At 47.9% G+C, this 26259-nt stretch carries 27 protein-coding genes; 15 read left to right on the forward strand and 12 right to left on the reverse strand.

Translation table 11 applies throughout. The features are described from left to right. Positions 1-65 precede the first annotated feature (65 nt). Positions 66-854 carry an SDR family NAD(P)-dependent oxidoreductase gene (locus tag LG201_RS08780; protein ID WP_226771774.1) on the reverse strand — a complete coding sequence of 263 codons (789 nt, stop codon included), beginning with the start codon at positions 852-854 and terminating at the stop codon, positions 66-68. Between the two features lie 213 nt (positions 855-1067). Between LG201_RS08780 and LG201_RS08785 the strand changes: the two genes are divergently transcribed. After that, a complete protein-coding gene (locus tag LG201_RS08785) occupies positions 1068-1427 on the forward strand; it encodes a VOC family protein (RefSeq protein WP_226771775.1) in 360 nt (119 codons plus the stop codon). Between the two features lie 16 nt (positions 1428-1443). Here the strand turns inward: LG201_RS08785 and LG201_RS08790 are convergent, their stop codons facing one another. Then, entirely contained in the window at positions 1444-2313 is an 870-nt protein-coding gene (locus tag LG201_RS08790; protein ID WP_226771776.1) for an aldo/keto reductase, read from the reverse strand. Positions 2314-2392: 79 nt separating this feature from the next. Here LG201_RS08790 and LG201_RS08795 point away from each other — a divergent pair, with 79 nt between their 5' ends. The 5 genes from LG201_RS08795 to LG201_RS08815 all read left to right on the forward strand — a co-directional run bounded on the left by LG201_RS08795 (position 2393) and on the right by LG201_RS08815 (position 9317). Next, entirely contained in the window at positions 2393-3220 is an 828-nt protein-coding gene (locus tag LG201_RS08795; protein ID WP_226771777.1) for a hypothetical protein, read from the forward strand. 231 nt (positions 3221-3451) lie between these two features. Next, entirely contained in the window at positions 3452-5407 is a 1956-nt protein-coding gene (locus tag LG201_RS08800; protein ID WP_226771778.1) for a DNA topoisomerase IV subunit B, read from the forward strand. Between the two features lie 14 nt (positions 5408-5421). Then, positions 5422-7974 (forward strand): DNA topoisomerase IV subunit A, encoded by a 2553-nt coding sequence (gene parC / locus LG201_RS08805; protein WP_226771779.1) that lies wholly within the window; start codon positions 5422-5424, stop codon positions 7972-7974. Continuing rightward, positions 7974-8411, forward strand: coding sequence for an HIT family protein (locus tag LG201_RS08810; RefSeq protein WP_226771780.1), 438 nt, complete (start codon positions 7974-7976; stop codon positions 8409-8411). Before parC ends, LG201_RS08810 begins: the two co-directional genes overlap by 1 nt. A 120-nt stretch (positions 8412-8531) precedes the next feature. Beyond that, positions 8532-9317, forward strand: coding sequence for a MipA/OmpV family protein (locus LG201_RS08815; protein WP_226771781.1), 786 nt, complete (start codon positions 8532-8534; stop codon positions 9315-9317). 240 nt (positions 9318-9557) lie between these two features. On the opposite strand, the gene LG201_RS08820 is transcribed toward LG201_RS08815, so the two are convergent. The 5 genes from LG201_RS08820 to LG201_RS08840 all read right to left on the reverse strand — a co-directional run bounded on the left by LG201_RS08820 (position 9558) and on the right by LG201_RS08840 (position 13045). Further along, positions 9558-10106, reverse strand: coding sequence for a cysteine hydrolase family protein (locus LG201_RS08820; protein ID WP_226771782.1), 549 nt, complete (start codon positions 10104-10106; stop codon positions 9558-9560). Between the two features lie 120 nt (positions 10107-10226). After that, the gene (locus LG201_RS08825) at positions 10227-10568 is read right to left on the reverse strand and encodes a carboxymuconolactone decarboxylase family protein (protein WP_226771783.1); all 342 of its coding nucleotides are present in this window, start codon (positions 10566-10568) and stop codon (positions 10227-10229) included. 35 nt (positions 10569-10603) lie between these two features. Next, the gene (locus tag LG201_RS08830) at positions 10604-11866 is read right to left on the reverse strand and encodes an NAD(P)/FAD-dependent oxidoreductase (RefSeq protein WP_226771784.1); all 1263 of its coding nucleotides are present in this window, start codon (positions 11864-11866) and stop codon (positions 10604-10606) included. Then, on the reverse strand, positions 11863-12156 hold the full coding sequence (locus tag LG201_RS08835; protein WP_226771785.1) for a c-type cytochrome: 294 nt from the start codon (positions 12154-12156) through the stop codon (positions 11863-11865). The genes LG201_RS08830 and LG201_RS08835 overlap by 4 nt, the downstream gene beginning before the upstream one ends. Positions 12157-12235: 79 nt before the next feature. Next, entirely contained in the window at positions 12236-13045 is an 810-nt protein-coding gene (locus tag LG201_RS08840) for a quinoprotein dehydrogenase-associated SoxYZ-like carrier (RefSeq protein ID WP_226771786.1), read from the reverse strand. 87 nt (positions 13046-13132) lie between these two features. Between LG201_RS08840 and LG201_RS08845 the strand changes: the two genes are divergently transcribed. Then, positions 13133-13738: a TetR/AcrR family transcriptional regulator gene (locus tag LG201_RS08845; RefSeq protein WP_226771787.1), complete on the forward strand. Its 606-nt coding sequence runs from the start codon at positions 13133-13135 to the stop codon at positions 13736-13738. 196 nt (positions 13739-13934) lie between these two features. On the opposite strand, the gene LG201_RS08850 is transcribed toward LG201_RS08845, so the two are convergent. Together LG201_RS08850 and LG201_RS08855 are read right to left on the reverse strand one after the other, a co-directional pair. After that, positions 13935-14576 (reverse strand): DUF1109 domain-containing protein, encoded by a 642-nt coding sequence (locus tag LG201_RS08850; RefSeq protein ID WP_226771788.1) that lies wholly within the window; start codon positions 14574-14576, stop codon positions 13935-13937. After that, the gene (locus LG201_RS08855; RefSeq protein WP_226771789.1) at positions 14573-15112 is read right to left on the reverse strand and encodes a sigma-70 family RNA polymerase sigma factor; all 540 of its coding nucleotides are present in this window, start codon (positions 15110-15112) and stop codon (positions 14573-14575) included. Before LG201_RS08855 ends, LG201_RS08850 begins: the two co-directional genes overlap by 4 nt. A gap of 179 nt (positions 15113-15291) precedes the next feature. On the opposite strand from LG201_RS08855, the gene LG201_RS08860 reads away from it, so the two are divergent. The 4 genes from LG201_RS08860 to LG201_RS08875 are packed head-to-tail and all read left to right on the forward strand — an operon-like array spanning position 15292 to position 17032. Continuing rightward, positions 15292-15528 (forward strand): hypothetical protein, encoded by a 237-nt coding sequence (locus LG201_RS08860; RefSeq protein WP_226771790.1) that lies wholly within the window; start codon positions 15292-15294, stop codon positions 15526-15528. Between the two features lie 10 nt (positions 15529-15538). Continuing rightward, entirely contained in the window at positions 15539-16321 is a 783-nt protein-coding gene (locus tag LG201_RS08865) for a multinuclear nonheme iron-dependent oxidase (protein WP_226771791.1), read from the forward strand. Continuing rightward, the gene (locus LG201_RS08870; protein ID WP_226771792.1) at positions 16294-16578 is read left to right on the forward strand and encodes an HvfC/BufC family peptide modification chaperone; all 285 of its coding nucleotides are present in this window, start codon (positions 16294-16296) and stop codon (positions 16576-16578) included. Before LG201_RS08865 ends, LG201_RS08870 begins: the two co-directional genes overlap by 28 nt. Beyond that, complete coding sequence (locus LG201_RS08875) at positions 16553-17032, forward strand: DoxX family protein (protein ID WP_226771955.1); 480 nt, start codon at positions 16553-16555, stop codon at positions 17030-17032. Before LG201_RS08870 ends, LG201_RS08875 begins: the two co-directional genes overlap by 26 nt. Before the next feature lie 255 nt (positions 17033-17287). Here the strand turns inward: LG201_RS08875 and LG201_RS08880 are convergent, their stop codons facing one another. Continuing rightward, positions 17288-17605: a hypothetical protein gene (locus LG201_RS08880; protein ID WP_226771793.1), complete on the reverse strand. Its 318-nt coding sequence runs from the start codon at positions 17603-17605 to the stop codon at positions 17288-17290. Between the two features lie 161 nt (positions 17606-17766). On the opposite strand from LG201_RS08880, the gene LG201_RS08885 reads away from it, so the two are divergent. Next, entirely contained in the window at positions 17767-18372 is a 606-nt protein-coding gene (locus tag LG201_RS08885) for a TetR/AcrR family transcriptional regulator (RefSeq protein WP_226771794.1), read from the forward strand. Positions 18373-18374: 2 nt separating this feature from the next. On the opposite strand, the gene LG201_RS08890 is transcribed toward LG201_RS08885, so the two are convergent. Together LG201_RS08890 and LG201_RS08895 are read right to left on the reverse strand one after the other, a co-directional pair. Continuing rightward, a complete protein-coding gene (locus LG201_RS08890; RefSeq protein ID WP_226771795.1) occupies positions 18375-19763 on the reverse strand; it encodes a DHA2 family efflux MFS transporter permease subunit in 1389 nt (462 codons plus the stop codon). A 29-nt stretch (positions 19764-19792) separates the two neighbouring features. Next, positions 19793-21304: an efflux transporter outer membrane subunit gene (locus LG201_RS08895; RefSeq protein WP_226771796.1), complete on the reverse strand. Its 1512-nt coding sequence runs from the start codon at positions 21302-21304 to the stop codon at positions 19793-19795. Between the two features lie 64 nt (positions 21305-21368). Here LG201_RS08895 and LG201_RS08900 point away from each other — a divergent pair, with 64 nt between their 5' ends. From LG201_RS08900 to LG201_RS08910, 3 genes are all read left to right on the forward strand, one after another. Then, a complete protein-coding gene (locus LG201_RS08900) occupies positions 21369-21980 on the forward strand; it encodes a TetR/AcrR family transcriptional regulator (protein WP_226771797.1) in 612 nt (203 codons plus the stop codon). A gap of 69 nt (positions 21981-22049) precedes the next feature. Further along, complete coding sequence (locus LG201_RS08905; RefSeq protein WP_226771798.1) at positions 22050-23171, forward strand: efflux RND transporter periplasmic adaptor subunit; 1122 nt, start codon at positions 22050-22052, stop codon at positions 23169-23171. After that, on the forward strand, positions 23168-26230 hold the full coding sequence (locus LG201_RS08910; RefSeq protein WP_226771799.1) for an efflux RND transporter permease subunit: 3063 nt from the start codon (positions 23168-23170) through the stop codon (positions 26228-26230). Before LG201_RS08905 ends, LG201_RS08910 begins: the two co-directional genes overlap by 4 nt. Positions 26231-26259: the final 29 nt, after the last annotated feature.

Raw genomic sequence — 26259 nt, forward strand, 5'->3', positions numbered from 1 at the left:
TTACCTTGTCAATTGTCAGAATCCGCCATACCCATACGGCAATAAGAGGTTTCCAGGGCTCTGCTTTAGATCACACTGCGCAACAAACCACCCTCTGCACGAATCGCAGCCCCATTAATCACCGAAGCACGCTCACTACAGATAAACGCCACCACATTGCCGATTTCCACCGGATCTATCAATCGACCAATCAATGAAGTTGGCCGGTTTTCGGCCAGGAACTTGCGCTCTGCGTCTTCTATGCTCAAACCCGGATACACATCCTGCATGAACTTCTGCACATTCTCGGTCCTGGTAGGTCCAGGCAATACCGAGTTCACAGTGACACGGGTGTTCTTGGTCAACTCTGCCAGTGAACGCGAAATACTGAGTTGCATGGTTTTGGTCGCACTGTAATGCGCCATTTCCGGCGCTGCCATGACGCCAGATTCGCTGGAAATAAACACCACCCGTCCTTCGCTCTTGGCCAGCATGGGGGCCAGATACTGCCTGGCCAGGCGCACGCCACTCATGATATTGACCTCGAACAGGCGCTGCCAGTCTGCATCCGTCTCTTCAAAGAAGCCCACCGCCTCATAAATCCCCAGGTTATTCACCAGGATATCCACTTCCGGCAATGCCTGGATCGTGGCTTCACATCCCTCTTGTGTACCGTTATCACTCACCAGCGGAATCAACTGTGCATCCGGCTGCGACGCTACAATATCGGCAATCGCCTTATCCACATTGGCCTGAGTGCGACCGTTAATCACCACCCTGGCTTTCTCTGCAGCCAATACCCGGGCAATTTCCAACCCGATACCCCCTGATGACGCAGTGACTAATGCCAGCTTGTTTTCCAGATCCAGTTTCATCGCATGCGCTCCATATTTAGATTAATTTCCACTGCCAGTATGCAGCGATAATATCTGCCATACCAGCCATTGACCGGCACATCAGTTGTGCCTGCAATGTCACATCCACTGAATTTCCATGCCTGGATATGGCAAACAGCTATGGATATACTCTAGGGATACGCTAAACAGGCTGTTTCGTACCATCATCAGTCATGAGAAAAGGAGCGATGCATGCCATTGCATGAAAAAATCAATTACGTCGAATATCCCGCCAAGGATATAGAAGCGACAAAGCTATTCTTTCAAGCTGCATTCGACTGGTCATTTGTCGACTATGGCCCTGACTACTCGGCCTTCTCTGGCCAGGGGCTGGATGGTGGTTTTTTCAGGTCTGGAATGGCGGCAAGCACAAGCCAGGGTAGCGCACTGATTGTCTTTTACAGTGAGCAACTGGAGAGTACCCTGGCCAAAGTCCAGGCGGCAGGGGGAAACATTATCAAGCCGATATTCTCATTTTCTGGTGGCCGCAGATTCCACTTCACCGAGCCAAGCGGTAACGAGTTCGCCGTGTGGTCCGAGCCGGAAGCCTAGCCTGTTGCCCTACGCATCACGGCTGATGATTAATTGACTTGTTAAGACTCAGCGCCGCAAAATCTTCATCGCTTAGCTCAATCGTTAAGGCTTTCACGTTTTCTTCCAAATGCCGCACCTTACTGGTACCTGGGATAGGCAATATGATAGGGCTGCGTTTCAATAACCACGCCAGTGCAATTTGGTTCGGCGTAGCTTGGTATTTGGCGGCGATGGTATCTAGCACCTGCACCTGATTAGACAGCGTGCTTTTTGCCAGTGGATACCAGGGAATAAAGCCAATGCCATGCTCTGTACAGTACTCCAGCTCAGCTTCATGCTGGCGATTGGCCATGTTGTACTGGTTCTGAATAGTAGCCACAGTAAAGTACTGCTGTGCGGCCTGAATTTCCTCAACCTTCACTTCGCTGAGCCCGATATGCTTGATCAAGCCCTCTCGCTGAAAATCGGCAACCGCCTGAAACTGTTCGTCCCTTGGCACTTTAGGGTCTATACGGTGCAGTTGCCAGAGATCGATTTGCTCAACATTCAGCCTACGCATGCTCATCAACAGGGATTGCCTTAAATAAGCAGGATCCCCATGAAGCACCCAAATATTATGGCCATGTCTCAACTGCCCGGCCTTGGTCGCGATCACCATGCCTGGATAGGGATACAACGCTTCCCGTATCAACTCCTCACTGACATTGGGACCATAACTGTCCGCAGTATCAATAAAGTTCACACCCAATTCAGGCAAGCGACGCAACACCCGCAGGCATTCCTCCCGGTCTTGAGGCTCACCCCAGGTGCCAGGGCCGGTGATGCGCATTGCGCCAAAACCAAGACGGTTCAGCTTTAAATCGCCTAAACTGAAATATGGATTGGCTAAGTCTTGATGATTCATACCATACCTTTATTGATTAGAATGACCCCTCAGTCGATATACTGACACTCATTGTTTAGCTTACATAGAGGAGAATTTGATGAAAACAGATCATTCTATTGAATTTTCCCTGAAGATATTGTTGATGCTCAGCCTGCTGATACCACTATCTGGATTAGCTGCTACGGAGACCATCAAACCACAGAGTTTCAATCTCCAACTGGAAAAACAGCCCAAAGCGTACAAGTACGCCTCTACAGAAGATCTGCTTCCCTGGGCCAGGGAGGTTGCATCCCAAGTACCGACTCAAGATCGCTACACCACCTATGAAGAAATTAACCGGATGCGTGCAGGAGGTGGGATCACTCCGGATCCAGCCTACTTTGCCATGAGATCCAGCGTCTATGATGCGCGTGACATATTGGTTTCATCAAAAGCAGACCCTTTATGCCACTTCATCCAGAATAAATTAAGTGGATACACCGTGTTTGCGATTGGAGGCCTCTTGGCTGCGCCGATTCCAGCGCTCAATGAATATAAACAGGTCACCCTGTTAAAGTCCCTGAGTGCAACGCAAAGCCCACAGGCATTGCAAACCCCAACCGGACGAATGCCATACACCTCTTACCGTGTCACCGGGGAAGGCATAGTGACTGACTATATCAATGCCAATGAAATGGAGAGGTCCTTGCCACTGGATGCTGCAGTACTGCGAGATTTAGCACCCAATATGGCGTGTGAAGTCGTCATGAAATTGTCATACCCCTACTTTACCCAATTCATCGCCACCCAGCCCCCTACCGACATCAATCGTTATGAAATGGTGCGCATGGGCGAAGCCGCAGTAGCCACGATTGTACAAATGAAGATATTTGATAAACGCAACAACACATTATTACTGACTTACCCAGCCACAGCACCGGACTAAATTCACTTGCTAGAATCTGCAACTTTAAGTTGCCGCTCACGCTTGGCTTAAGTGCCAACTGTGGTGCTGTCACTCACATCGCAACAGACGTTGCACGCAGCACCTAATGCAATGGGGAGGCTGGCAAAACTGGGCTTGGGCACGATCTTTCCACCCTAACTCCCATGGGAATAGCGTAAACGTTTAAAATTGACCCCGTCATCTGCCACAACCTAATTAGAGCTCACTACCATGGCAACAAATCCATCAACCTATGATGCCTCTCAGTTTAAGGTGCTGGAGGGACTTGATCCCGTCAGAAAGCGCCCTGGGATGTACACGCGCACTGATAGTCCGGCCCATATTATTCAGGAGGTGTTGGATAACGCTGCTGACGAGGCATTGGGTGGTCACGCCACCGATATCAGGCTGACCATTTTCAAGGATGGTAGTGCGGAAGTGAAAGATAACGGGCGTGGCATTCCGATTGATATTGTGCCTGGCAAAAGAAAGCCTGCCGTCGAATTGGCTTTTACGGTGCTGCATGCAGGTGGCAAGTTTGATTCTGGCGCTTATGAATTCTCTGGCGGCCTGCATGGTGTCGGTGTGTCGGTAACCAATGCTTTATCCAGGCATCTGCACGTCCAGGTCAGACGCGAAGGCAAGGTCTACGAAATTGGCTTCACCAATGGCAAGGTCACCAAAAAATTAACAGAAGCTGGTGAATGCCCCGCGGGTGAACGCGGCACCATTGTACGTTGCTGGCCCGACCCTCAATATTTCCGGTCAGGTGCCATCCCTGTTGCAGAAATGGAGCACCTGGTTCGCTCAAAAGCGTTATTGTTACCGGGCGTATTGATGACCCTGGCGCAGGAAACAGACGATGGCTTCGCTGAAAAAACCTGGTCCTACCCAGGCGGTATCAGCGAATACTTGCATGAAATCACCGCAGACATTGACGAAAATCCTGACGAACCTGCTGTGCGCATGGCTTCTGAGTTTTTCCAGCCTGATGGCCAGGGGGCGTCCTGGGGCTTGTTATTCAATGAAGGGGCAGGAGGTCGAGGGGAGTCCTACGTCAACCTGATCCCGACCATGGGGGGTGGTACGCATGTGACTGGCATGAAGACGGGCATTTTCGAAGCAGTCAGATCATTTGCAGAACACCATGGTTTACTGGCTCGCGGGGTCAAAATATCCAGTGATGATATCTGGGGCAACACCAGGTTTGTATTGTCCACCAAGATACGTAATGTTGAATTCCAGGGTCAAACCAAGGACTCGCTGAGCAGCCGGGATGCGCACAAGATTCTGTTGAATTCCGTGCAACCGCAAATGGAAACCTGGCTCAACACCCATACCGACGAAGCCAAGCGTATTGTTTCTTTTGCCATTCGCGCTGCCAACCGCCGCCTAAGGACAGAGGAAAAAGCAGAGAAGAAAAAGTCATCCGGCGTGGTGACGCTCCCTGGCAAGCTGGCCGATTGTGAACTGGCAGGCTCTCTTGAGGCTGAACTTTTTATTGTTGAGGGAGACAGTGCGGGCGGCAGTGCGAAAGATGGGCGTGATCGCGAGAGGCAAGCCATTCTACCGATCCGAGGGAAGATTAAGAATGCGTGGGAAGTCAAACTGGGTGACTTGTTCAAGAACAATGAAACGCATGATTTGTTTGTTGCAATTGGCATCCAGCCCCACAAGATAGGGGATGATGTTGACTTCAGTGGCTTGCGATACGGGAAAATCATTATCCTGGCAGATGCCGATATTGATGGCGCCCACATTCAAACACTATTGCTGACACTGTTCATGCGCTACGCCCCTGAGCTTATTAAACGTGGGCATGTATATGTCGCCCGGCCCCCACTTTATAGCATTCACATTCCGCCTACAGGCAAACGTGCAGAGCAAAAAATTCATATTGCCAATGATGAGGAAAAAGAATCCGTGCTGGCAAGACTGACGCGGGAAGGCGTCAATATGGACAAGATCAAGGTGCAGCGTTTCAAGGGCCTGGGTGAAATGAATCCTGAGCAGTTGGCGGAAACCACCCTGAATCCAGACCTGCGCACCATTGTTCAAATTCGCTTAACCGATGACATGCACGATCGTAGCACCCAAATGTTTACCAATTTAATGGACAAATCGACCACTGACTGGCGCAAGAGATGGCTGGAAGAAAAGTCATTTTCCGTTGAGTACGATGATTAGGACCCCATATTTCGATGTCTAACCGATCAAGAGCCATACCGAAAGAAGTGAACCTTGAGCTGGATCTCTCCGTGACCGATACAGATGTGGCGCCAGAGATACCCGCAGAAGCCGATGCAAGACCTGCTTCTATTGACCTCATCTATGCCTCACCAGACCAAGCCGAGATCATAGAACCCCCGCAGGCCGACGCCTCTAAAGAGACTGAATCCATTGCCGAGCGCGAACAAGAAAACTTGGCGGATACCCTGGATATGCTACCCGGTGAAGGCGGCGGAAACGATGATGATGGCGGCTCATTTTTTGGTGGCGGCTTCCCTCCGGTTGAAGATAATGATATCGATAAGTTTGCTGAGCTAGCCTATCTCAGCTATTCAGTATCGGTGACCAAGGGCCGTTCAATCCCTTCCGTGAGTGATGGGCAAAAGCCTGTGCAGCGCCGTGTGCTGTTTTCCATGAAGGAAATTGGCCTGGATGATGGGGTGCGGCTGTTCAAGTCTGCTCGCGTGGTGGGTGACGTGCTGGGTAAATATCACCCTCATGGTGACAGCTCGGTGTATGACGCCAGCGTGCGTGTCGCCCAAAAGTTCTCCCTCAGATACCCCTTGGTCGATGGGCAAGGGAATTTTGGCTCGCGCGATGGTGATAATGCAGCGGCCATGCGATACACAGAAATGCGCCTGTCACCGATCTCAAGACTTCTGCTATCAGAAATCAACCGCGGAACGGTAGATTTCAAGCCCACATATGATGGTTCATTCAATGAGCCTGTCGTTCTCCCAGCCAGGCTGCCTTTCATCCTGCTGAATGGCGCAACGGGTACCGCTGTTGCCTTGGCGACTAATATCCCATCGCACAATCTAGTCGAGCTGGCAAAAGCCTCCATCTTGGCGGTACAGGGCAAGCTCACTTTGGACAAATTCCTTGAGCATGTCCCAGGGCCTGACTTTGCCAACAAGTGTCAATTGACCAACACTCCTGCAGAGTTACGCGAGATTTATGGCACTGGCCGTGGCAGCTTCAGGCTACGCGGTATTTGGCGGCGTGAGGAGCAAGCCAGGGGCCAATACCGCATCATTATTGAGGCCTTGCCACATGGCGTGTCTGCCTCAGACATCATGTCGGCCATTGAGGAGCTTTGTAATCCCAAGCCCAAGGAAAAGGACAAAAACGGCAAGCTTATCTTGTCCAAAGAGCAGCAGCTCCTGAAGAACAGCCTGCTGGACATGCTGGAAACTTCCCGCGATGAAAGTACCAGCAAAGATGGCATCCGCATCATCCTGGAGCCAAGAACCGGCAAGATTGATGCTGATGCCTTGATGAACTTCCTTTTGGTTCATACCTCGCTGGAAACCACATTCTCCAACAACCATGTAGTAGTTGGCCTGGATGGCAATCCTCGTCCCAAGACCGTCGTCGAGATGTTAAACGAATGGGCAACATTCCGCTTTAACACGGTGACAAGACGTACCCAGTTTGACCTGAACAAGGCTGAAGCAAGGCTGCATATCCTCTATGGTCGCAGGATGATTCTGTTGAACATTGATGAGGTCATTCGCATTGTTCGCGAGGCTGAAGACCCTAAAGCGGATCTGATGGCGGCTTTTGGCCTCACGGACATCCAGGCTGAAGATATTCTGGAAATCAAACTTCGTCAGCTGGCCAAGCTTGAAGCCATCAAGATCCAAGCTGAAATTGACACCCTGGAGCCTAAGGTGGCTGATTGGAAACATTTGTTAGCCAATGAATCAGCGATGCGCGATTTGATCATCAAGGAAATCAAGCAGGATGCAAAAGAGCATGCTGATGAACGCCGTACCGTTATTCAGCCTGTATCCAAGGCTTCCCTCTCCATCGAGGAAACCATTATTGACGAGCCAATCACCATTGTCGTTTCCAAGCTGGGCTGGGTGCGCACTCGCAATGGTCACAACATTGATCTGGCTACAATCAACTGGCGACCTGGCGATGACCTGATGACCATCATTGAGGCCAGGACCACATCCCAACTTATCGTGCTGGATACCATGGGAAGATCCTATTCCGTGCATGCATCCAACCTGCCCGGGGGCAAAGGAGATGGAGTACCCATCACTTCCCTGGTCGATCTCCAGTCCGGCTCGCGAATGGCGTTTGTAATGAGCGGCAATGACACTGACCACTATCTATTCTCAAGCTCTGGTGGTTATGGTTTCCTCGCACCGTTGTCCAGCCTCATGGCCAGAAACAAAGCAGGTAAGGTATTCATGAAACTGGATGAAGGCGAAAAAATCATGGAGCCATTACTGCTTGGTGCCGACCCTGCCAATGCAGAACAACTCCTGTTTATCCAAACAAGCCAGAAACTGCTTGGTTTCGCAGTCAAAGAGGTAAAAGTGCTGGCTAATGGCGGCAAGGGCGTGCAACTGATTAACCTCTCAGAAGGAGATAAGGTTAAGCATGCGCATCTGGAAATTCAGCCAGATAGTTACACCTATAAACCCGAGAAGGGCAAAAAAGTGACTTTGGATGCACAGGCACTGACAAAGGTGATTACTTCACGAGCAAAGAAAGGGATCAGCATCTAATGGCACTTATCGCTGACAGAGTAGCACTTGCCCGTGAAGGCAAAAACCCCTGGGTGATCACGAGACTTCCATCTGGCTGGGCCGTTATCGGGGATGTTCAGTTCCTCCCAGGCTACTGTCTCCTGCTTGCCGACCAGATTGTACCCAGCCTCAATGATCTATCGATTGAGGCGCGCGGTCAGTTTCTTCAAGACATGGCGCGTATAGGCGATGCAATCCTCCAAGCCACAGGTGCCTCCCGCATCAATTATGAGATCCTGGGCAACACTGAACCTGAACTACATGCCCATATCTTTCCGCGATACATAAGTGAGCCCGACGAGAAACGACGCATGCCAGCTTGGTTTTATGACTGGAAAAACGCCATTCCTTACTCTGAGCAAGCACATGGTCACATCGTCCAAGCCATTCGCCAACACCTGCAGTCTGAAGCCTAACAATACGCTCAAGCTGAGCATCAATGGTAAAGCAGGTCAATGACGAACACAGTGCATGAGAAATGTTTGAATCACTATAGTGTTGTAAATTTTATTATCTAAAAAGCAGGGATAACACCAATGAAACCAACCCATTATGCTGCAGGGATCATCGCTATGCTCCTGACGAATACCCATGCATTGGCCGAGACAAATATAGACCGCCAAACTGAAACCGCCATGCCAAGACAAAAAAATATGTATGGGATTGGTGTAGGTTTCATTCCTAAGACATCAGGGTCGAAGGACATGCGGACTGTGGTGCTCCCTGTGATTAATGCAAATTATGGGGATCGCTTCTATGTGAATGGCCTTCAAGCGGGTGTTTGGCTGGTAGAGTCGAGTGATAAAAGAATCAGGTTGGGATTGTCCGCAGACGCGAGATTTGGCTGGGATGCTGATGATAGCCGCCGTACCAAGGGCATGCATGACCGTGACTTCTCAGTAGATGTCGGCCCTGTACTTCGTTGGCAGACTGATTACGGCACTGTTAATGCCCAATGGGGCTTTGATGTAGGCAATGCCAGCAACGGCCAGAATGTACAGTTACAGTTCATTCGCAGCCTGTATCGTTCAGAAAAATTCCGCCTCAATGGTTTGGTGGGAATTCAATGGAATGACAAAAAATTCAATGACTATTACTTCGGGGTAGCTGCAGATGAGACTAGGCCTGGTCGACCGACATATCAAGCTGGAGCTGGCGTCCAATATCAGATCGGCATCAATGGCATTTACAGCGTGAAAGAAAATCATGCTATCTTTTTTGGCGTGATTGCCAACCGTTTAGGCAATGAACAGTCTGATAGCCCCATCGTCGAAACCAAGACCCAGCCTATGGGCTTCCTAGGCTATTCGATTGGGTTTTAGCACCTACTGAAGAATGCAATAGACATGGGCCGGATATCACCGGCTTTTTTGTATTGATGCTGCGGAAATAAGATTGTGGACATGCCCAACCAGATTAACCTTCGATGCTATAAAGACCCTGGGGAATCGCACTAAATCAAATTCATCACCTGAAAACAGACATCCATAGGACTAGATGATGTCATTCAACAACCTCTTGTTACTACCCCAGGTTGTGAGCATCTTGGTCTTTTAAAAGTCTCACGCAGCCAAATAATCTTCGGTTGATATGACTTCCGCATAGGCAAATGCCAAGGCAGACATCATTGCTGTATGTACTTGATCTGCAGGTACTGTCTTTCCATTGAATTCAAGATCCCGTGTTGCGCAAGCATCATGCAACACGGTCACCTTGAATCCTGAGTCTGAAGCAGCACGTACCGTTGCATCAATACACATATGACTCATTGCACCCACTACTACCAGTTGCTCAATACCATGCATATTAAGCACAGCCTGTAAATTCGTTCTAAGGAAGGAATTTGGGTAATTTTTAAGGATCACAGTTTCATTTTTCTGGGGTGATACTGCTTGTATGATTTGCACCCCTTCTGTTCCAGGTACAAAGAATGATGATGCAGTATCTGTAAATTCGTGCCGTACATGAATCACCATCGTGTCTGTATCCCGTGCATTCTTAAGCACACGACTAGCATTTTCAATCGCTTGCTCAATAGCCACCAATGGCAGTTTGCCAGTTGGCAGATATTCATTCTGCAAATCTACTATCACCAACGCACGTTTACTCATCTCTTTTCACTCCTTTGAATTTTCCTGGTTTCTCTTATCCATAGCGCCCACTGCAAAATACTTTTCTGCAAATAGAATAGTTTCTCGGCATCAATACGGATAGGACCATATCTAAATCACTTATGCTTCGTTTACTGCTTTCACTGCATCCAATGCCCGGGCTGAGTACACTAAAGCAGCACCTGCGTTCATAGCCACGGCAACGCCGAGCGCTTCTGCAATTTCTGCTTCAGTTGCCCCTTCTTTGATGGCTTCTTTGGCATGCACTGTGATGCAACCATCACAACGCGTTGTGACTGCTACCGCCAAAGAGATTAATTGGCGAGTCTTAGCATCAAGGTGTTGCGTCTTGGCACCGGCCCCGCTTGCAATCTGGTATCCCTTGACCGTATCAGGTGTGAGCTTGGCCAAGTCACCTACCCGGCCCATCAGTTCGTCACGGTATTGATTCCAATCCAACATAGCAATTACCTCCTTCGTTAAAAAATCTTTATGGCTTAACCGAGTACATCCGCCCAAATATTAGCGGCCCATATATCTGCATGAATGCCCTCTACGATTGAAGATATAGCAGAAATACCTCCACCAGGGGCTGGGCGCATATCATGGTCTTTGGCATCATAGCGATAGACATTTGCAACGTGGACTGCCTGTTTGTCATCCACGAAGCTGTAGCAGGTATTGGCAAATACTGGCGCTGGATCAACAGCTTCCCCCGCAAGCTCGGCAATGATTGCACTGGCACACACCTTGGCCTGTGAAGTGGCTATGTGTGCTGACTTCGGCGTCATGGCATCCACAGCGTCTCCTAGCAAATGGATGCCAGGAATCTTCCCTGATGCGTAATTGAGGAAATTCACATCGCACCATGGTCTGGCATCACTGGCGAGCCCAGTTTCTAGCGTCAATCTACCGGCTGTTTGCGGCGGAATCAGGTTCAATACATCCAGCTTGTAATTGCCGAAAGTAGTCGCGAGTCCCAAGGACGTGGTGTCCAGATTCTCAATGCCACTACTGGGCAGGTATTCCACAATATTTGGGTAAAGCTCGTGCCAGGCTCGTTCGAACAAAGGACGTTTTGAAGTAATCGCCGGATTTCCATCAAATACTAATAATTTCGCCCGGGGATTATGCTGTTTGAGATAGAAAGCAATCTGGCAGGCCCGCTCATAAGGGCCTGGGGGACACCGATATGGTACCTGTGGAATAGTGATCCCAACAATACCGCCATCAGGCAAAGTCCTGAGTTGGCCCTTGAGTAACAGGGTCTGCGGGCCTGCCTTCCAGGCATGAGGGATATGTGTTGCCTGTATTTCAGCATTCAACATTGGCAGCCTGCTGTAGTCGAAATCAATGCCGGTTGCCACAATAAGCCGGTCATAGCCAATACGCTCTTCATTGACATGCACCTCCTTCCGCTCAGGATCAATACGGCTTGCCTGACCTTTGATAACACTTACACCATAAAGGTCCCGTAATGTCTTATAAGAGTGCGTGATCGTGTTGATATCCGCAGCTCCTGCCAGGATGCGATTACTGACCGGGCATGAAATGAATTCTGGCCGAAGCTCTATCAAGGTAACTTTTATCCGCCCTTCACTCCACATACGCAGATATCGCGCAGCAGTGGCTCCCCCAAAACCTGCGCCGATAATCACAACATGTCCAAGAGAAGCATTAGAATTCGTAGCTGCAAGAGATGGCAACACCAACATACCAAGCCCAGCCATACCTGACTTAAGGAAAAGTCTCCTATTCATTCTGCTTGGTTCATTTCACGAAACGACTTCTTTTTTGCCACAGGACAGGCTCGACGTTGTTCTGAGAAATACTTGGCCAATTGCTGTATCTCTTCTTCAGAAAGACCTTTGGCATGCTGAACCATTACTGCATGCTCGTCTGCAGAATTACGGAATATCTGCATTTTCTTGATGAAATAGGCTTCATCAAGAGCGGCCAGACCTGGAATCGCAGCATGTTGGACCGTGCCATTTCCATGACATATCAAACAAGAGGAAGCAAGAGTTCTAGTGTGCGTGTTAGCCTCCATTGACACGGCATCCTGAGAACACACGCCAACAAAGATCATCAAGAAATGGGATAACACGGCTAGAACGTGCCTCATGGCATCAATTCACAACAACATCAGTAGTCGCGGTGAACTCCTTATCCTCATTATCTTGAATCACCACAGTAAGCTTGCCAGACTGATCGGCTTTAAATGGGAATTGAATATTGGGATCTTCGCTGACTCCGATATACGTATCTGCATCAAACACTACCGTGTCATTGAACTTGGCAACGACCTTGCTGATGTAGAAGGCTGGGCGGTAGCCTTGTGATTCAAGATCACGTTGCAATCCAGTATTCATGGGATGTTTGATCAACAAATGTGCTTGCTTCAACTGCTCACTGCTTTCTGATTTCACCTGCAGCTTCATCTTGCCAGCAGTTTGCCGTGCAATATTTTCATCACCACCGATGGTTCCCCCACATCCGCCAGATGCCCGTATAGGCACCTGATTGACCAGATACTTTCCATCGCTGGTCTCAGCCACGACATGTACAAATGAATCTACTTCCAGACGGATACGCGTTGATATTTCTGCCCTGCCAGAATTAGGATTGAAATGGTATACAGCCACCAATGGGACTGGATTCGCATCTGCAATCACGGATACCGACTTGATGTAATGACTTTCTGTCATGGGGTAGTCGATACTGAAGGAAAACGGAACTTGCGCTCCACTCTCCGCGCGCTGGGGCGCTATGATTTTGATAGCGGCACTTTCTTCCAGCACAGCTTGGGGGAAGTAGTCTTTCTTCATCGCCTGCCAGTACTTCTCTTCAGCTTGGGCATGCGCAAAACCAGCGATGCCAATACAAGCAAGAAATGTTAAGACTAGAGTTCGACTTAAAACTTTATTGTGGTGCTTCATATCTACCTCCTAAAAACATACCAACTAGTCGGTATATTATTCTTGTGATAAGATTTGTCAACCGCTGTGCGATGAAAGTATTTAAAGATGGAAACTGTAAGATCTAGATCAGTCTTATCCCGTGAGAAAATCCTCACTGGCGCTCAAGACATCATTCTGTCTAGAGGCTTTGCAGCGATGACAGTTGATGCGGTTTGCCAATCTGCAGGGATCACCAAAGGCGGATTCTTTCATCACTTCCCCAGCAAGGATGCCTTGGGTGAGGCAGCTTTAAATCGTTTTTGGCAAGACGCGGCAGACAGAGAGGTGCATGCGCCATTCAATAAAGCCCCTGATCCTGTATCGTGGCTTGAAGAATATTTAGACTACGTTATTGAGGCATATCAATCGCCCGAGCTGCAGCGGGGATGCATGCTGGCCATCTTTACAATCGAGCTTGCAGATAGTCATGAGACATTATTCGCCTCTGCAGCTCAGCACTTTGCGAACTGGCGAGATACTCTATCAAAGAGATTCAGGGAGGCGGCCGAACATTCTGGTAAACAGCTGGATACAGACGCATGGACTGAACTCTATATCTCGACTTTGGAAGGAGGCTTAGTGCTTTCCAAATCGAGTAATGACCCGTTAGCGTTGAAGAGAGCGCTGAACCTTTACAAATCTCTCCTGATGCAGACCCTCAAAGGCAAATAGGATCAGTATTCATGTTGGTGAAAGGCTGATTCCCACTAAAACACCCCGTCACATAGCAGGAAAGTGCTGTCTCAATATGAATGAGAGCACATATAGGGCGAAGAATCGTATTTTTACCTGTAGGTTACTTAAAACAAAATCCTGGATTTGATGGCTGAGGCCCTATGGGAATAAAACCTCCCAGCCATGTCCGGCTTTACCATCTTAAATAGCGATGTCCCATATAGGCCATCATGGCACTGGGCACGATCATCCCGAGCACATACCACACAGCCAGGAATGGCGGCGCCATTTCTGGGCAATGCAAGGCGTACACACTGGCTCCAGCACTTCCGGCAAGCCATCCAGCAATGGCACCAGTCAACACCGGCTTGGTTGGTGCAAGATTACGCAAAGCTAATAATGCCGTAGCACCCACTGGCAAAGCTAGAAACGTGATATTCAAGATGCAAACCCGCCAGGTTTTACCCCATAACAATTCAAGACGTGCCGTTGGGTCTGTAGCATTCCAAGCCCAGAGAGCCCACCCCCACAGCACCACGATTGGAATAGCCAGCACCCAATAGCCAAGCTTGGGTAATTTGCCGGGATGTGCCAAAGCGAACACAAATATAAATCCAATAATGACATTGGCCAGAGGCACACCCAGTTTCATCCAGAAAGCAACACTGGTACTGATTTCTTTCAAATCAGGTCTGATGCCATAGATCATTAACAGCAATATGAAAGATATCACCACACCTGCCAGCAAAGCCATACTGATGCGTTTCTCGGCCGCATGTTGCGGGACTGGTTGTGCACCTGTTGAGAGTATATTGATCAATTCATCGGTTTTCATGCTTGTTCCTTCCACATTTTTGCTAGTGCTTTCATGCCACGATGTACACCAACCTTAATCGCTGATACTGACATTCCCGTCATGGCTGCCGCCTCTGCAACTGACCTACCTTCCAACTTTGTATGTTGTATGGGTAAGCGTTGATGTGCTGGTAATGCATCAAGCATAGTCTCCAGGTCCCTCTTTGACTCATTGGTGGCCTCACCGGAAACCGCCAGCCATTCGGCATCATCCTCAAAAGGATCATGCCGAGCTTCATGCCTGGATCGGCGACGTAAGTAGTCGATCATTTTGTAACGTGCCACGGCATACAGCCATGGGGTCAATGGTTCATTTCTGCGATACGTATGAAGTTGGGTATGAATGGCCAGCAAAGTCTCCTGTAGCAAATCTTCCACTTCATCAGGAGCACTAGTAAGACGCCGCCTTAAATACGCTCTTAGCACTGAACTGACTCGCTGTAGAAAACACTGGTATGACTCAGCATTGCCATCAAGGGCTCTCAACATCAAATTACGCAGTTCTTGTTCCATCATGATCTAGATAATTCGCTGGAGAAGGGATAAAGGTTACAGATACGCATAGAAAAATATTTAATTATTTTTATGCCCAAGTGTAACCATGGGTTGGCCAACAGCGTATTAGCAAGAGAACATTGCGAGTTTGCCTTACTACAGTGCTCACAATGTATTTCAACCTAAATAGGAGCCTTACCATGAACATCAAACACCTGGCTGCATTAGCCACCGCCATTATTGCCACGTCTACATTTGCTGGTAGCCCTGCAGAAAAGAAATGTAGTGCTGGCACATGCAGTAAAAAGGAAGTCTCTTCGGAGAAGAAAGATGCCTCATGTTCGAAAAAAGAGGCTTCCGCTGAGCAAAAGGATGCCTCTTGCTCCAAGAAGGAAACCTCTTGCAGCAAAAAAGAAACTTCCTGCTCTAAGAAATAAGGACTTTGCCATGGCTGGACTGGGTTACCGAGGGGAAATGGCAGACTGGGATATGTCGGCAGTGGAGGCTGATTTTTTTGAAGTCGCGCCTGAAAACTGGATCAAGCGAGACAGATCACCACTCTACAAGTTATTGGACTCAGGTCGCCCAGTTATGCTGCATGGTGTATCACTAAGTCTTGGTGGACAGGCTCCCATTCAGCAGGAGTTTCTGATGGCCGTACGCGAACTGATGACAGACCTTGGTACAGACTATTATTCTGATCATCTGGCAGCAAGCGGTGATGCCCATCAACTCTATGATTTATTCCCTATCCCATTTACTGATCGTGAGGTGATCCGCATCAGTGACCGCATCAAGGAAGTCCAGAATATATTGGGCCTCAGGATCGCCGTAGAAAATACCACCTACTACACCAATGTTGGAGAAATGAATGAGGTGGAGTTCTTGATGCAAGTGGTTGAAAGAGCCGATTGCAACATATTGCTCGATATCAACAACATTGCCGTGAATCACAAGAATCATCATCTGACGAATGTGCATCACTTTGTATCCCATGTGGATATGCAGCGCGTCACTTATATTCACGTAGCGGGCCATGAGTTTGATGAGCGTTTTGGTTTGTATATTGATACCCATAGCCAAACCGTGGAGACCGAAACCCGAGAGGTGGCACTTGAATTATTCCAGCAACATCACATCCCCATTTTGCTTGAGTGGGACAACGACATTCCAGCTCTTACCACCATCAATCAAGAATTATCATGCCTGAAGACTTTTATCTCTACGTAAGAGGGGCGACTGAGGTCATTCCGCCCGGATACAGCGAATCCGGGATGCGGGCTTACCGCCACCTTGTAATGCTTGGAGCCTGTCAAATGATAGAAGCTCACTTCCCGGCCATCCGCCAGCAACTGGGGGAGCCTGCATGGAAAGAGTTAATACAGGCATTCGTTCGCCAGTCTGCCTGGACATCACATTATTATGGAGATCTTAAAGATGAATTCCTGGCATTCCTTGCACGTGAAAGCGATAGAGAAGATACATGATCTTGGGTTACTCGGACTCAGGTTATGGGTTGCTCAAGAGTTTCTAGGGGCGGGATATAAAAAACTGAGTGGCGGGATTCATGCGCCAGAATGGTTCAGTGGCCTGCAGTTTCCCTTTCCGCTACATTTTCTTGGCCCAGATCTGAATTGGGTGGCTGCAGGGTTGGGAGAAGTCTTATTGGGAGCGGCTCTAATGCTGGGCATATACAGCCGATTAGTAGCTCTAGGATTGTTGTACATTACCTTTGTAGCGATATATACCGTCCATTTTGATTTAGGCTGGACCGGGTGGAACCAGATTGATACAGAGGCAGGCCTCGGGTTCAAAGTCCCGCTGATGCTGGCTTTAATGTTATTTACGATCTTAACTCAGGGAAGTGGGCGCTATAGTATTGACGAAAGATTTTTATCAACTAAAAAATCTTTGAATGGGCTAGATAGAGCAAATAACTAAATTTGGACTTAACTTGCAAAACTCTGGAGTTGAGTTACCAAGGACAAAAATGTCGTTTGCAAATTAAATCTAGACTTTCTAATGATTGAGATCAATCATTTATATCAGGTATGGCAATACCATTATCCGAAGATTTGCAATCTATTCTCAGGCCTCATGAAATTGACAGTTAATTAGCTCAGCTTTAATGAACAAAAAAAGCATATGCACTATCAAATGCATATGCTGGCATAAATGGAGAGATGACGCTTAAAACTAATTCTTCCGATATTTTGCTTCGAACTGGCTTGTTAAAATATCTGATGCAGGCGGAGTTTTTGTCACATCATCTCTAGTTGCTGGAGTTACACGAGCATTTCTATCCAGCACTGCGTCATAAAATAGATCCAAAGATTTGTCGACATCTGGCTTATCGTTAGATTTTGCGGTGGCTTCAGGCTCCCAATGTCCCAGCACAGTCCTTTCAATAAAAACATTCTTGGATTGATCGACGTTAGCACTGTCTGCAAGCGCACTACCTACAGAAGCAATACCGATAATTAGGCTACTAAGAATGGCAACTTTGGTCTTCATGTTAAACCCTTTCGTTTAATAAAATGTTTATCCAGTTACGAGAATCAAACTATGGAGGAATTTGATTTATGTAACTTGGATTACATTATTAAGGCTGCCATTGCTATTGTCAACATATTTATGTAATCTGCATTATATATTATTCATATACGGATAAATTTATGTCTCCAGCTGGCCGTCCACGAACCTTTGATCGGGAAGAAGCCTTAAAGAAAGCCATGATGGTTTTCTGGGAAAAGGGCTTTGAAGGAACCACTATGGCGGATTTAGTAGCCGCAATCGGGATGAAAGCGCCTAGTGTGTATGCAGCCTTTGGCAATAAAGATGCCCTTTTCAGAGAAGTTGTAGATGTTTACAAAAACAAAGTTGAGCAAGGTCCTTTGCGAACGCTTAACGAAACCCCGACGGTATTCAAGGCATTAGAAAACTCTCTGCGGGAAAATGTAGACATGTTTTCCGGCCCCCAGGCCCCTAGTTGCTTAATCATGGCAGGGGCTATTAACTGTGCGCCGGAGCATCAGGAGCATGTGAACTACCTCATGGGCCTGAGGGCATTGTACAAAGAGATACTTAAAGCAAGATTTGACAGAGCATTAGCAGAGGGTGAGCTAGTTGAAGGTACCAACACAAATGCTCTGGCGGAGTTTTACTTTGGATTTATTCACGGCATGGCATTACGAGCAAGAGATGGTTCATCTAAAACTGAGCTATTTACCTCCACAGAGTTTGCATTGCATGCATTGAGGGCAGCACTGAAGAATTCCTGAGATCATGACTGGAGTTTTCTAGGTGCTGTGTCTACTTGAGTAACCAGAATCGCCGCCATAAACGCCAGTCCAATCTGGATGAGATAGAGTTTATTGAAATAAGCTATTTCAAGATGAGGATGTACTAGAACGCTAATCGTGATTGCCACACCAACGACAGTTCCAATTTGTCTGATTGCTTGATTGATAGAACTGCCTATCGCGTAATCCTTCTTAGGAAGATCATGCACAGCAGCAGCTGACAATGATGGCATCACCATGCCAATAGCAATCCCTGTCAGTATTTGTCCAGGTAGCCAGTCAACCCAGTAATTGGGTGTGATACCAGGCACATTCAAATACCAGCAAGCACCTGCAGCAAAAACCAAGCACCCATACATAAGGAGCTTTCTATGTCCAATTTTGGATGCGATCTTTCCACTCAGGATAGCGACAGGGATAACCATTAAGGGCCCTGGGGTGATAGCTAGCCCAGCAAGGGGAAGACTAAAGTGCCATATGTTCGTCATGAAAAAGAAAAATGAGAAAAACATGGTGGCAAAGGCAACTGAAAAAAGAAAAGAAGCAAGATTCACGAAAAGATAAGTTCTATTTTTGAATAAGGCCAAGTCCACGAGGGGGTTATTTGCCGTTTTGCACCAAACCGCAAAAATCAGTATGACTCCACCACTCGCCAAAAATATGAACAGGCGCTGAAGCCAGGAAAGGCTGATGCTCCCTACGCCAATGATGCTAGTTGTCATTAGACCAATTGATAGAATAATTAACGCCATTCCTACTGCATCGAATCTAACGTGAGTTTTGGAGTTGCTGGACTCGCTCAGTGTCTTTCTCCCTCGCAGAACACAATAAATACCAATGGGCACATTGATAAAGAATGTCCATTCCCAACCCAGGCTATCAACAATGAGTGTCCCAGATGCAGGCCCCAGGGCGGCGGCAAGGGCACCTACGGCACCCCATGCGCTGATTACTTGGGCTCTTTTTGCTTGCGGGAATGCTTCAAGAATCAGGGATAAAGCGGCAGGACCAATCATCGCGGCTCCAACCGCTTGAATGATTCTGGCCGTAATAAGAAGATATATATTAGGCGCTAACCCACACAAAAATGACGCCCAGGTAAATAAAGCAACGCCAACCATAAACACTTTTTTTCTACCAAACCTATCTGCCATTCCTCCTGCTGGTATCAGTGTTGTGGCATACACAATCGTGTATGCATTCATTACCCAAGATATGCTTGAGGGGCTAGCTTGAGAAAAACTAGCCGCAATATTGCTAAAGGCGGCATAAAGTATCGTTGAATCAATGGATACAAGAAACGTGGCCAGGCTAGCAATGCCAAATACAGACCAGAGATTCAAAGGGGGGCTGTTGGAATGACCTACCATGGTGAGGATTTTTTATTTAGCCGAGTCAATCAAGGTGCTTTCGCAGTGTTGACATGTGAGGATGCCTGAGATGACAAACCATCGTTTTTCCAGCCTCCACCAAATGCTTTAAACATTGCGACAGCAGCATGTGCCGCTTCAGCCTGAGCTTGTGCTCGAGCATCAGCAGTTCTGAGAAGGGTTTCGTCAGCATGTAATACGTCAATAAAACTGCTAACTCCCTTTTGGTACGCTGCGAAGGAAGATTCTCTAGCTTGCTGTAGAGCTAGCTCCCCTTGAGTCAGCGCCTCAACCTGTTCATCCCGTTTAAGCAAGGCCGAAATGGAGTTCTCAACATCCTCAGTTGCTCGGAGCGCTGCCTGACGATATGCAGACAGCGCTTCCAGCTCCTGTCCTTTGGCCAAATCGATTTGAGCATTGATCCTACCAAAATCAAATAATCTCCACCTTAGCCCCAGAATACCTGCGGCTTGATTGGCGTTACTGCTGAATAGGTTGCCAGCGGAAATTGCAGTTGCACTCCCTAATAAAACATTCAGGCCAAACTTGGGATAATACTCAGAGATAGCAGCACCAGTTCTTGCATTGGCAGCCTTTAATCGCTGTTCGGCAACCATCAGATCTGGTCTGCGCAGCAATAGATCCGCAGGAGAGCCAATTGAGCTGACTTGAGGAGCAAAGGGAATAGTGGTTGATTGACCAAGATCAGACCTATACGTCCCTGGAGCAGCTCCCAGCAATACATCAAGTGCATTCATGGCACTGTCTAATCCTGTTTCAATGACAGGAATCGACGCTTTTACATGCGCAACCGCGCCCTCAGTTTGCTGAACCTGAAGTTTGGGAACAAGCCCTCTTTGATACAGCATGCTCACTTTGGATAGCAACTCCTGCTGCGTTTGGAGTTGTTTCCGATTGATATCTAGACGGGTTTGTAGGCTTCGGATGGTAATGTAGATGTCTGCTGTTTGAGCTGCAATCGCCAAACGTGTTGCATCTCCACCTGCTTTTGCCGCCAAATATTCAGAAATTGCGGCTTCACGCTCACGTCGCAACCCTCCAAAGATGTCTAGCTCCCATCCGGCAACAAGGTTTGCCTCATACATTGAGGCATTCCTGTCATACCCTGGAACATTATTAAGTAATTGGCCCAGAGGAGTTTCTAGTGACTGATGGACTCTTGTCCCTTGTGCAGTGCCATTAACAGATGGCAATAACGCTGCCTGGGCCATGGTTAGCCCTGATCTTGCTTGGGCGATGCGTGCGGAAGCCTGGGCAATATCAAGATTTTGCTCCAACGCCAAAGCAACAAAGCGACTCAGTATTGGATCATCAAACCCATCCCACCAGGACACGATGTCTTTGATCGCTTTGTCATTCCGCTGCTCAATTTGAGCCTGGCCCATGAAATGGTCAGGGAGAGATACCTCTGGTTTTGTATACTCAGGGCCAATTGCACAACCAGCCAATACACTAGCGCTTATTAGTAAAGCAAGAGGGCGGAGTAAGGGCATAGCAATCCTTGAACTAAAAGTGAACATTTGTGACTATATTACTGATTGGTCACTATTTGTCAAACAAATCAAAGAAAGGTAAGCTCGACTTATGAAAGAAAAGTTACCACCCCCAGCCCGAGGTCCTGTTGATCATGATGTTCGGGATCAGATCGTAGAAGCAGCGGCTGAACATTTCAGCCGCTATGGATACGAGAAAACCACTGTCTCCGATTTGGCTAAGGCCATTGGATTTTCGAAGGCATATATTTATAAGTTTTTTGATTCCAAGCAGGCAATTGGCGAGGTGATATGCTCAAACACACTTCGTAAAATCTTAACGACCATTACCGAAAGCATGGAAGGCTCCCCCACGTCTGCAGAGCGTTTCAGGAGAATGTTCAAGTCTGCTATTGGAGCTAGCGTTCAGCTGTTTTTTCAAGATAGAAAGCTTTACGATATAGCTGCAGCTGCTGCAGGTGAGAATTGGAACTCCGTTGCCCATTATGATGCCCAGTTGAAGCAAACCATCTTTGAGTTACTTCAAGAAGGCCGTGCGTCTGGTGAATTTGAGCGTAAGACTCCAATAGATGAAACGGTTAATGCCATCTACTTTGTCATGAAACCCTATCTCAACCCACTCCTGCTCCAACACAACCTGGATCGGGCAGAAGATGCAGGTGTGATGATTTTGAATCTGATACTCAGAAGCTTGGCCCCATAATTATGTGACTATTGACTGAATTGGTCACTAGATGCAAAATGCGTTACTACCATTTTGAAGGGGTAACCTATGCTTCGCCGCAGACATGCATCAGCCGTTGTTGTGACTCTTTTACCGCTAGCGCTGATCGCCTGCGCTGACAAGACACCCTCTGACCCACGTACTGAGATTCCTGTTGTTCGCACAGGATATGTTCAATCTGCTACTAACCAGACTCGCGCATTTACGGGTGTAGTGGCAGCACGCGTTCAAAGCGATATGGGGTTTCGGGTGTCAGGTAAAATTCTCGAACGCTTGGTTGATGCAGGACAGGTTGTTAAACGAGGTCAGCCGCTTATGCGACTTGACCCCATTGATCTCCAACTGGTCGCACATGCCCAAGTTGAAACAGTAGTAGCGGCGAAAGTACGTGCCCAGCAAACTGCGGATGATGAGGTTCGATATCGAGATCTTGTTGCCACTGGTGCCATTTCAGCTTCCACATATGACCAGATCAAAGCTGCTGCCGATGCCGCACAGGCACAATTAAGAGCCGCGGAGGCGCAGGCAGATATTGCCAAAAACTCTTCAACATACTCAGTGTTATTGGCAGATGCCGATGGGGTTATTGTTGAAACCTTGGCTGAGCCTGGACAAGTGGTTGCAGCAGGTCAGACGGTGATTCAAATCGCTCATACCGGTAAGCGTGAAGCAATCATCAATCTACCTGAAACCATCCGTCCATCTCTCGGATCTTTGGCTCAGGCTAAGTTATATAGCGAGGAGGACAATCCGACTCAAGTAAAACTACGGCAATTGTCTGCATCCGCTGATCGACTTTCTAGAACATTTGAAGCTAGATACGTACTTGAAGGTAATTTAGCGAATGCTCCTCTCGGATCGACAATCACTATTGAAATTAGCGATAACAAAGCCTCCAATACACATCCAATCCAAGTGCCGATATCAGCTATCCTCGATGCAGGAAAGGGATCTGGTGTATGGGTAGTTGAAGGAGAACCTACGCGTGTTGCTTGGCGCGAAGTAAAGATACAGAAGTTAACTGATGAAGCTGCGCTAGTTGAAGGCAACCTTCAGGAGAATGAGAAAATTGTTACGCTTGGTGCCCACTTACTCCATGACGGAGATGAAGTAAACATCACGACTCAACGTGAGGCTATTTCAGAGGTGGGTGCAGGAGCAACGAAATGAGCAATTTTAATCTTTCCGCCCTTGCTGTCAGAGAACGCTCCATTACCTTGTTCCTGATCCTACTGATCACCATTGCAGGGATTGCTGCATTTTTCAACATGGGAAGGGCTGAAGATCCTCCCTTTACCGTCAAGATCATGACTGTGGTGACTGCATGGCCAGGTGCTACAGCGCAGGAAATGCAGGATCAGGTGGCAGAAAAGCTTGAAAAGCGGATGCAGGAGCTACGTTGGTATGATCGCTCAGAAACATATACTCGCCCTGGGCTGGCCTTTACCACGGTAACCTTACTTGATGGCACTCCTCCTTCCGAAGTCCAGGAAGAGTTTTACCAGGCACGTAAAAAAATTAATGACGAAGCACCCTCTCTTCCTCAGGGAGTCATTGGCCCATTCGTCAATGATGAATACGCGGATGTTACTTTTGCATTATTTGCGTTAGAGGCTGATGGCGAGCCTCAGCGGCTTCTCGTCCGGGATGCTGAGAAAATGCGTCAGCGTCTGTTACATGTCCCTGGCGTCAAGAAAGTGAACATTATTGGGGAGCAACCAGAACGGATATTTGTCAGCTTTTCTCATGATCGATTGGCAACACTTGGAATTACTCCTCAAGAAATTTTCTCTACACTCAATAGCCAGAATGTATTAACACCTGCGGGCTCAATCGACACTAAAGGCTCAAAAGTCTTTATCAGAATTGAAGGAGCATTTGACCAGCTTCAGAAAATCAGTGACACGCCCATCGTAGCTAAAGGACGCACGCTTAAATTATCCGATATAGCAACAGTTGAAAGAGGATATGAAGACCCTTCTACCTTCATTGTTCGGAACAATGGGAAAGAGGCTTTGCTACTTGGCATCATTATGCGGGAGGGATGGAATGGACTGGATCTTGGCAAGGCTCTGGATAATGAAGTCGCCGCCATCAATGCAGAGTCTCCCTTGGGTATGGGGTTAAGTAAAGTCACTGACCAAGCAATAAATATTCATGGTGCCGTTGATGAATTCATGGTCAAGTTCTTTGTAGCCCTGCTGGTCGTCATGTTGGTTTGCTTCTTAAGCATGGGCTGGCGCGTGGGCGTCGTTGTGGCTGCTGCAGTGCCTCTGACGCTTGCAGCTGTTTTTCTGGTTATGGCAGCAACAGGTAAGAATTTTGATCGCATTACATTAGGATCATTGATTTTGGCACTGGGGCTTCTCGTTGATGATGCCATCATCGCCATTGAAACAATGGTTGTAAAAATGGAGGAAGGCTATAGCCGAATAGCTGCTTCGGCTTACGCTTGGAGTCATACAGCTGCTCCAATGTTATCAGGCACGCTAGTGACTGCAATTGGCTTCATGCCCAATGGATTTGCCCAATCAACGGCTGGCGAATATACCAGCAACATGTTCTGGGTAGTTGGAACTGCTCTGATTGTGTCATGGCTTGTGGCTGTTGTGTTTACACCTTACTTAGGTGTAAAGATGCTTCCAGAAATCAAGAAAGCAGAAGGAAGCCACACTGCGATATATAACACTCCAAATTACAGAAGATTTCGCTCATTACTTGGCCGGGTGATTCAATACAAATGGCTAGTAGCAGCTATTGTGATTGGTAGTTTTATTGTCGCCATCCTCGGTATGAGTGTTGTAAAGAAGCAATTTTTTCCAACATCAGACCGCCCTGAAGTGTTGATTGAGGTTCAAATGCCTTATGGCACCTCAATAGAGCAAACAAGTATTGCTACGGCACAAGTAGAGGCATGGCTGGCCGAACAAGCAGAAGCAAAGATTGTGACCTCTTATATCGGTCAAGGCGCTCCTCGTTTCTATTTAGCAATGTCGCCTGAACTGCCTGATCCCTCTTTTGCAAAGATTGTCGTTCGAACCGACAATCAGGATGAACGAGAAACGCTGAAATTAAGGTTACGGAAGGCCATTGTGGACGGATTGGCTCCGCAGGCCCAAGTTCGGGTTACACAATTAGTGTTTGGCCCATACTCTCCATATCCAGTAGCGTTTCGTGTTGCTGGAGAGGATTCTGCAAAGCTGAGGGAAATAGCGGCCGCTGTTGCCAAGGTGATGCAAGCGAGTCCGATGATGCGCACCGTCAATACCGATTGGGGTACACGTGTACCATCCCTTCATTTCACACTGAATCAGGATCGCCTCCACGCTGTAGGCCTGACACCAAGCAGTGTTTCTCAGCAACTCCAGTTTTTGTTAACCGGCATCCCGATCACTGAGACTCGTGAAGATATTCGGACTGTTCAGGTTGTGGGTCGGGCTACAAACGAGATTCGCCTGGATCCGGAAAAAATCGCCGGGTTCACTTTGGTAGGCTCCGCAGGACAACATATCCCGCTGTCTCAAGTGGGTAAAGTCGAAATAAGGATGGAAGAGCCCATTTTAAGAAGGCGGGATCGTACCCCCACAATTACCGTGCGAGGCGATATCTCAGAAAATCTCCAACCTCCAGATGTATCTGCCGCTATCTTGAATGAGATACAACCCATTATTAGCAGCTTGCCGGCTGGTTATAAGATCAATGTAGCCGGGGCGATTGAAGAGTCAGAAAAAGCTACCAATGCACTGTTGCCATTGTTCCCCATTATGATTGCAGTGACGTTGCTCATTCTTATTCTGCAGGTGCGTTCGATCGCTGCAATGGTGATGGTGTTTGCCACTAGCCCTCTAGGATTAATTGGGGTTGTGCCTACATTACTTCTGTTCCAACAACCATTTGGCATTAATGCGCTTGTTGGATTGATTGCGCTATCTGGCATATTGATGCGGAACACACTGATCCTGATTGAGCAAATTAATCACAACCTCAAAGAGGGATTAAGCTCATTTGATGCGGTGGTTGAGGCGACGGTTCAACGAGCCAGACCTGTCATCCTTACGGCTCTGGCAGCCATCCTGGCCTTTATTCCGCTGACGCATTCGGTGTTCTGGGGCACGCTCGCTTACACACTGATCGGCGGTACTTTTGCCGGAACTGTTCTAACTCTAGTGTTCCTGCCAGCCATGTACTCGATCTGGTTCAAGATCAAACCTGCTCGGTCGCACGGATGATGACTATTCATCCACATTCAACCATATGA

This window comes from Methylobacillus gramineus (assembly GCF_020532675.1).
GTDB classification, from domain to species: domain Bacteria; phylum Pseudomonadota; class Gammaproteobacteria; order Burkholderiales; family Methylophilaceae; genus Methylobacillus; species Methylobacillus gramineus.

Coding starts and splice junctions, on each gene's coding strand:
- LG201_RS08860 (WP_226771790.1), top strand. CDS start 15,292: ATGAACATCAAACACCTGGCTGCATTAGCCACCGCCATTATTGCCACG.
- LG201_RS08870 (WP_226771792.1), top strand. CDS start 16,294: ATGCCTGAAGACTTTTATCTCTACGTAAGAGGGGCGACTGAGGTCATT.
- LG201_RS08880 (WP_226771793.1), bottom strand. CDS start 17,605: ATGAAGACCAAAGTTGCCATTCTTAGTAGCCTAATTATCGGTATTGCT.
- LG201_RS08855 (WP_226771789.1), bottom strand. CDS start 15,112: ATGATGGAACAAGAACTGCGTAATTTGATGTTGAGAGCCCTTGATGGC.
- LG201_RS08865 (WP_226771791.1), top strand. CDS start 15,539: ATGGCTGGACTGGGTTACCGAGGGGAAATGGCAGACTGGGATATGTCG.
- LG201_RS08785 (WP_226771775.1), top strand. CDS start 1,068: ATGCCATTGCATGAAAAAATCAATTACGTCGAATATCCCGCCAAGGAT.
- LG201_RS08840 (WP_226771786.1), bottom strand. CDS start 13,045: ATGAAGCACCACAATAAAGTTTTAAGTCGAACTCTAGTCTTAACATTT.
- LG201_RS08830 (WP_226771784.1), bottom strand. CDS start 11,866: ATGAATAGGAGACTTTTCCTTAAGTCAGGTATGGCTGGGCTTGGTATG.
- LG201_RS08800 (WP_226771778.1), top strand. CDS start 3,452: ATGGCAACAAATCCATCAACCTATGATGCCTCTCAGTTTAAGGTGCTG.
- LG201_RS08850 (WP_226771788.1), bottom strand. CDS start 14,576: ATGAAAACCGATGAATTGATCAATATACTCTCAACAGGTGCACAACCA.
- LG201_RS08820 (WP_226771782.1), bottom strand. CDS start 10,106: ATGAGTAAACGTGCGTTGGTGATAGTAGATTTGCAGAATGAATATCTG.
- LG201_RS08795 (WP_226771777.1), top strand. CDS start 2,393: ATGAAAACAGATCATTCTATTGAATTTTCCCTGAAGATATTGTTGATG.
- LG201_RS08885 (WP_226771794.1), top strand. CDS start 17,767: ATGTCTCCAGCTGGCCGTCCACGAACCTTTGATCGGGAAGAAGCCTTA.
- LG201_RS08905 (WP_226771798.1), top strand. CDS start 22,050: ATGCTTCGCCGCAGACATGCATCAGCCGTTGTTGTGACTCTTTTACCG.
- LG201_RS08790 (WP_226771776.1), bottom strand. CDS start 2,313: ATGAATCATCAAGACTTAGCCAATCCATATTTCAGTTTAGGCGATTTA.
- LG201_RS08835 (WP_226771785.1), bottom strand. CDS start 12,156: ATGGAGGCTAACACGCACACTAGAACTCTTGCTTCCTCTTGTTTGATA.
- LG201_RS08810 (WP_226771780.1), top strand. CDS start 7,974: ATGGCACTTATCGCTGACAGAGTAGCACTTGCCCGTGAAGGCAAAAAC.
- LG201_RS08900 (WP_226771797.1), top strand. CDS start 21,369: ATGAAAGAAAAGTTACCACCCCCAGCCCGAGGTCCTGTTGATCATGAT.
- LG201_RS08895 (WP_226771796.1), bottom strand. CDS start 21,304: ATGTTCACTTTTAGTTCAAGGATTGCTATGCCCTTACTCCGCCCTCTT.
- LG201_RS08845 (WP_226771787.1), top strand. CDS start 13,133: ATGGAAACTGTAAGATCTAGATCAGTCTTATCCCGTGAGAAAATCCTC.
- LG201_RS08815 (WP_226771781.1), top strand. CDS start 8,532: ATGAAACCAACCCATTATGCTGCAGGGATCATCGCTATGCTCCTGACG.
- LG201_RS08825 (WP_226771783.1), bottom strand. CDS start 10,568: ATGTTGGATTGGAATCAATACCGTGACGAACTGATGGGCCGGGTAGGT.
- parC (WP_226771779.1), top strand. CDS start 5,422: ATGTCTAACCGATCAAGAGCCATACCGAAAGAAGTGAACCTTGAGCTG.
- LG201_RS08890 (WP_226771795.1), bottom strand. CDS start 19,763: ATGGTAGGTCATTCCAACAGCCCCCCTTTGAATCTCTGGTCTGTATTT.
- LG201_RS08780 (WP_226771774.1), bottom strand. CDS start 854: ATGAAACTGGATCTGGAAAACAAGCTGGCATTAGTCACTGCGTCATCA.
- LG201_RS08910 (WP_226771799.1), top strand. CDS start 23,168: ATGAGCAATTTTAATCTTTCCGCCCTTGCTGTCAGAGAACGCTCCATT.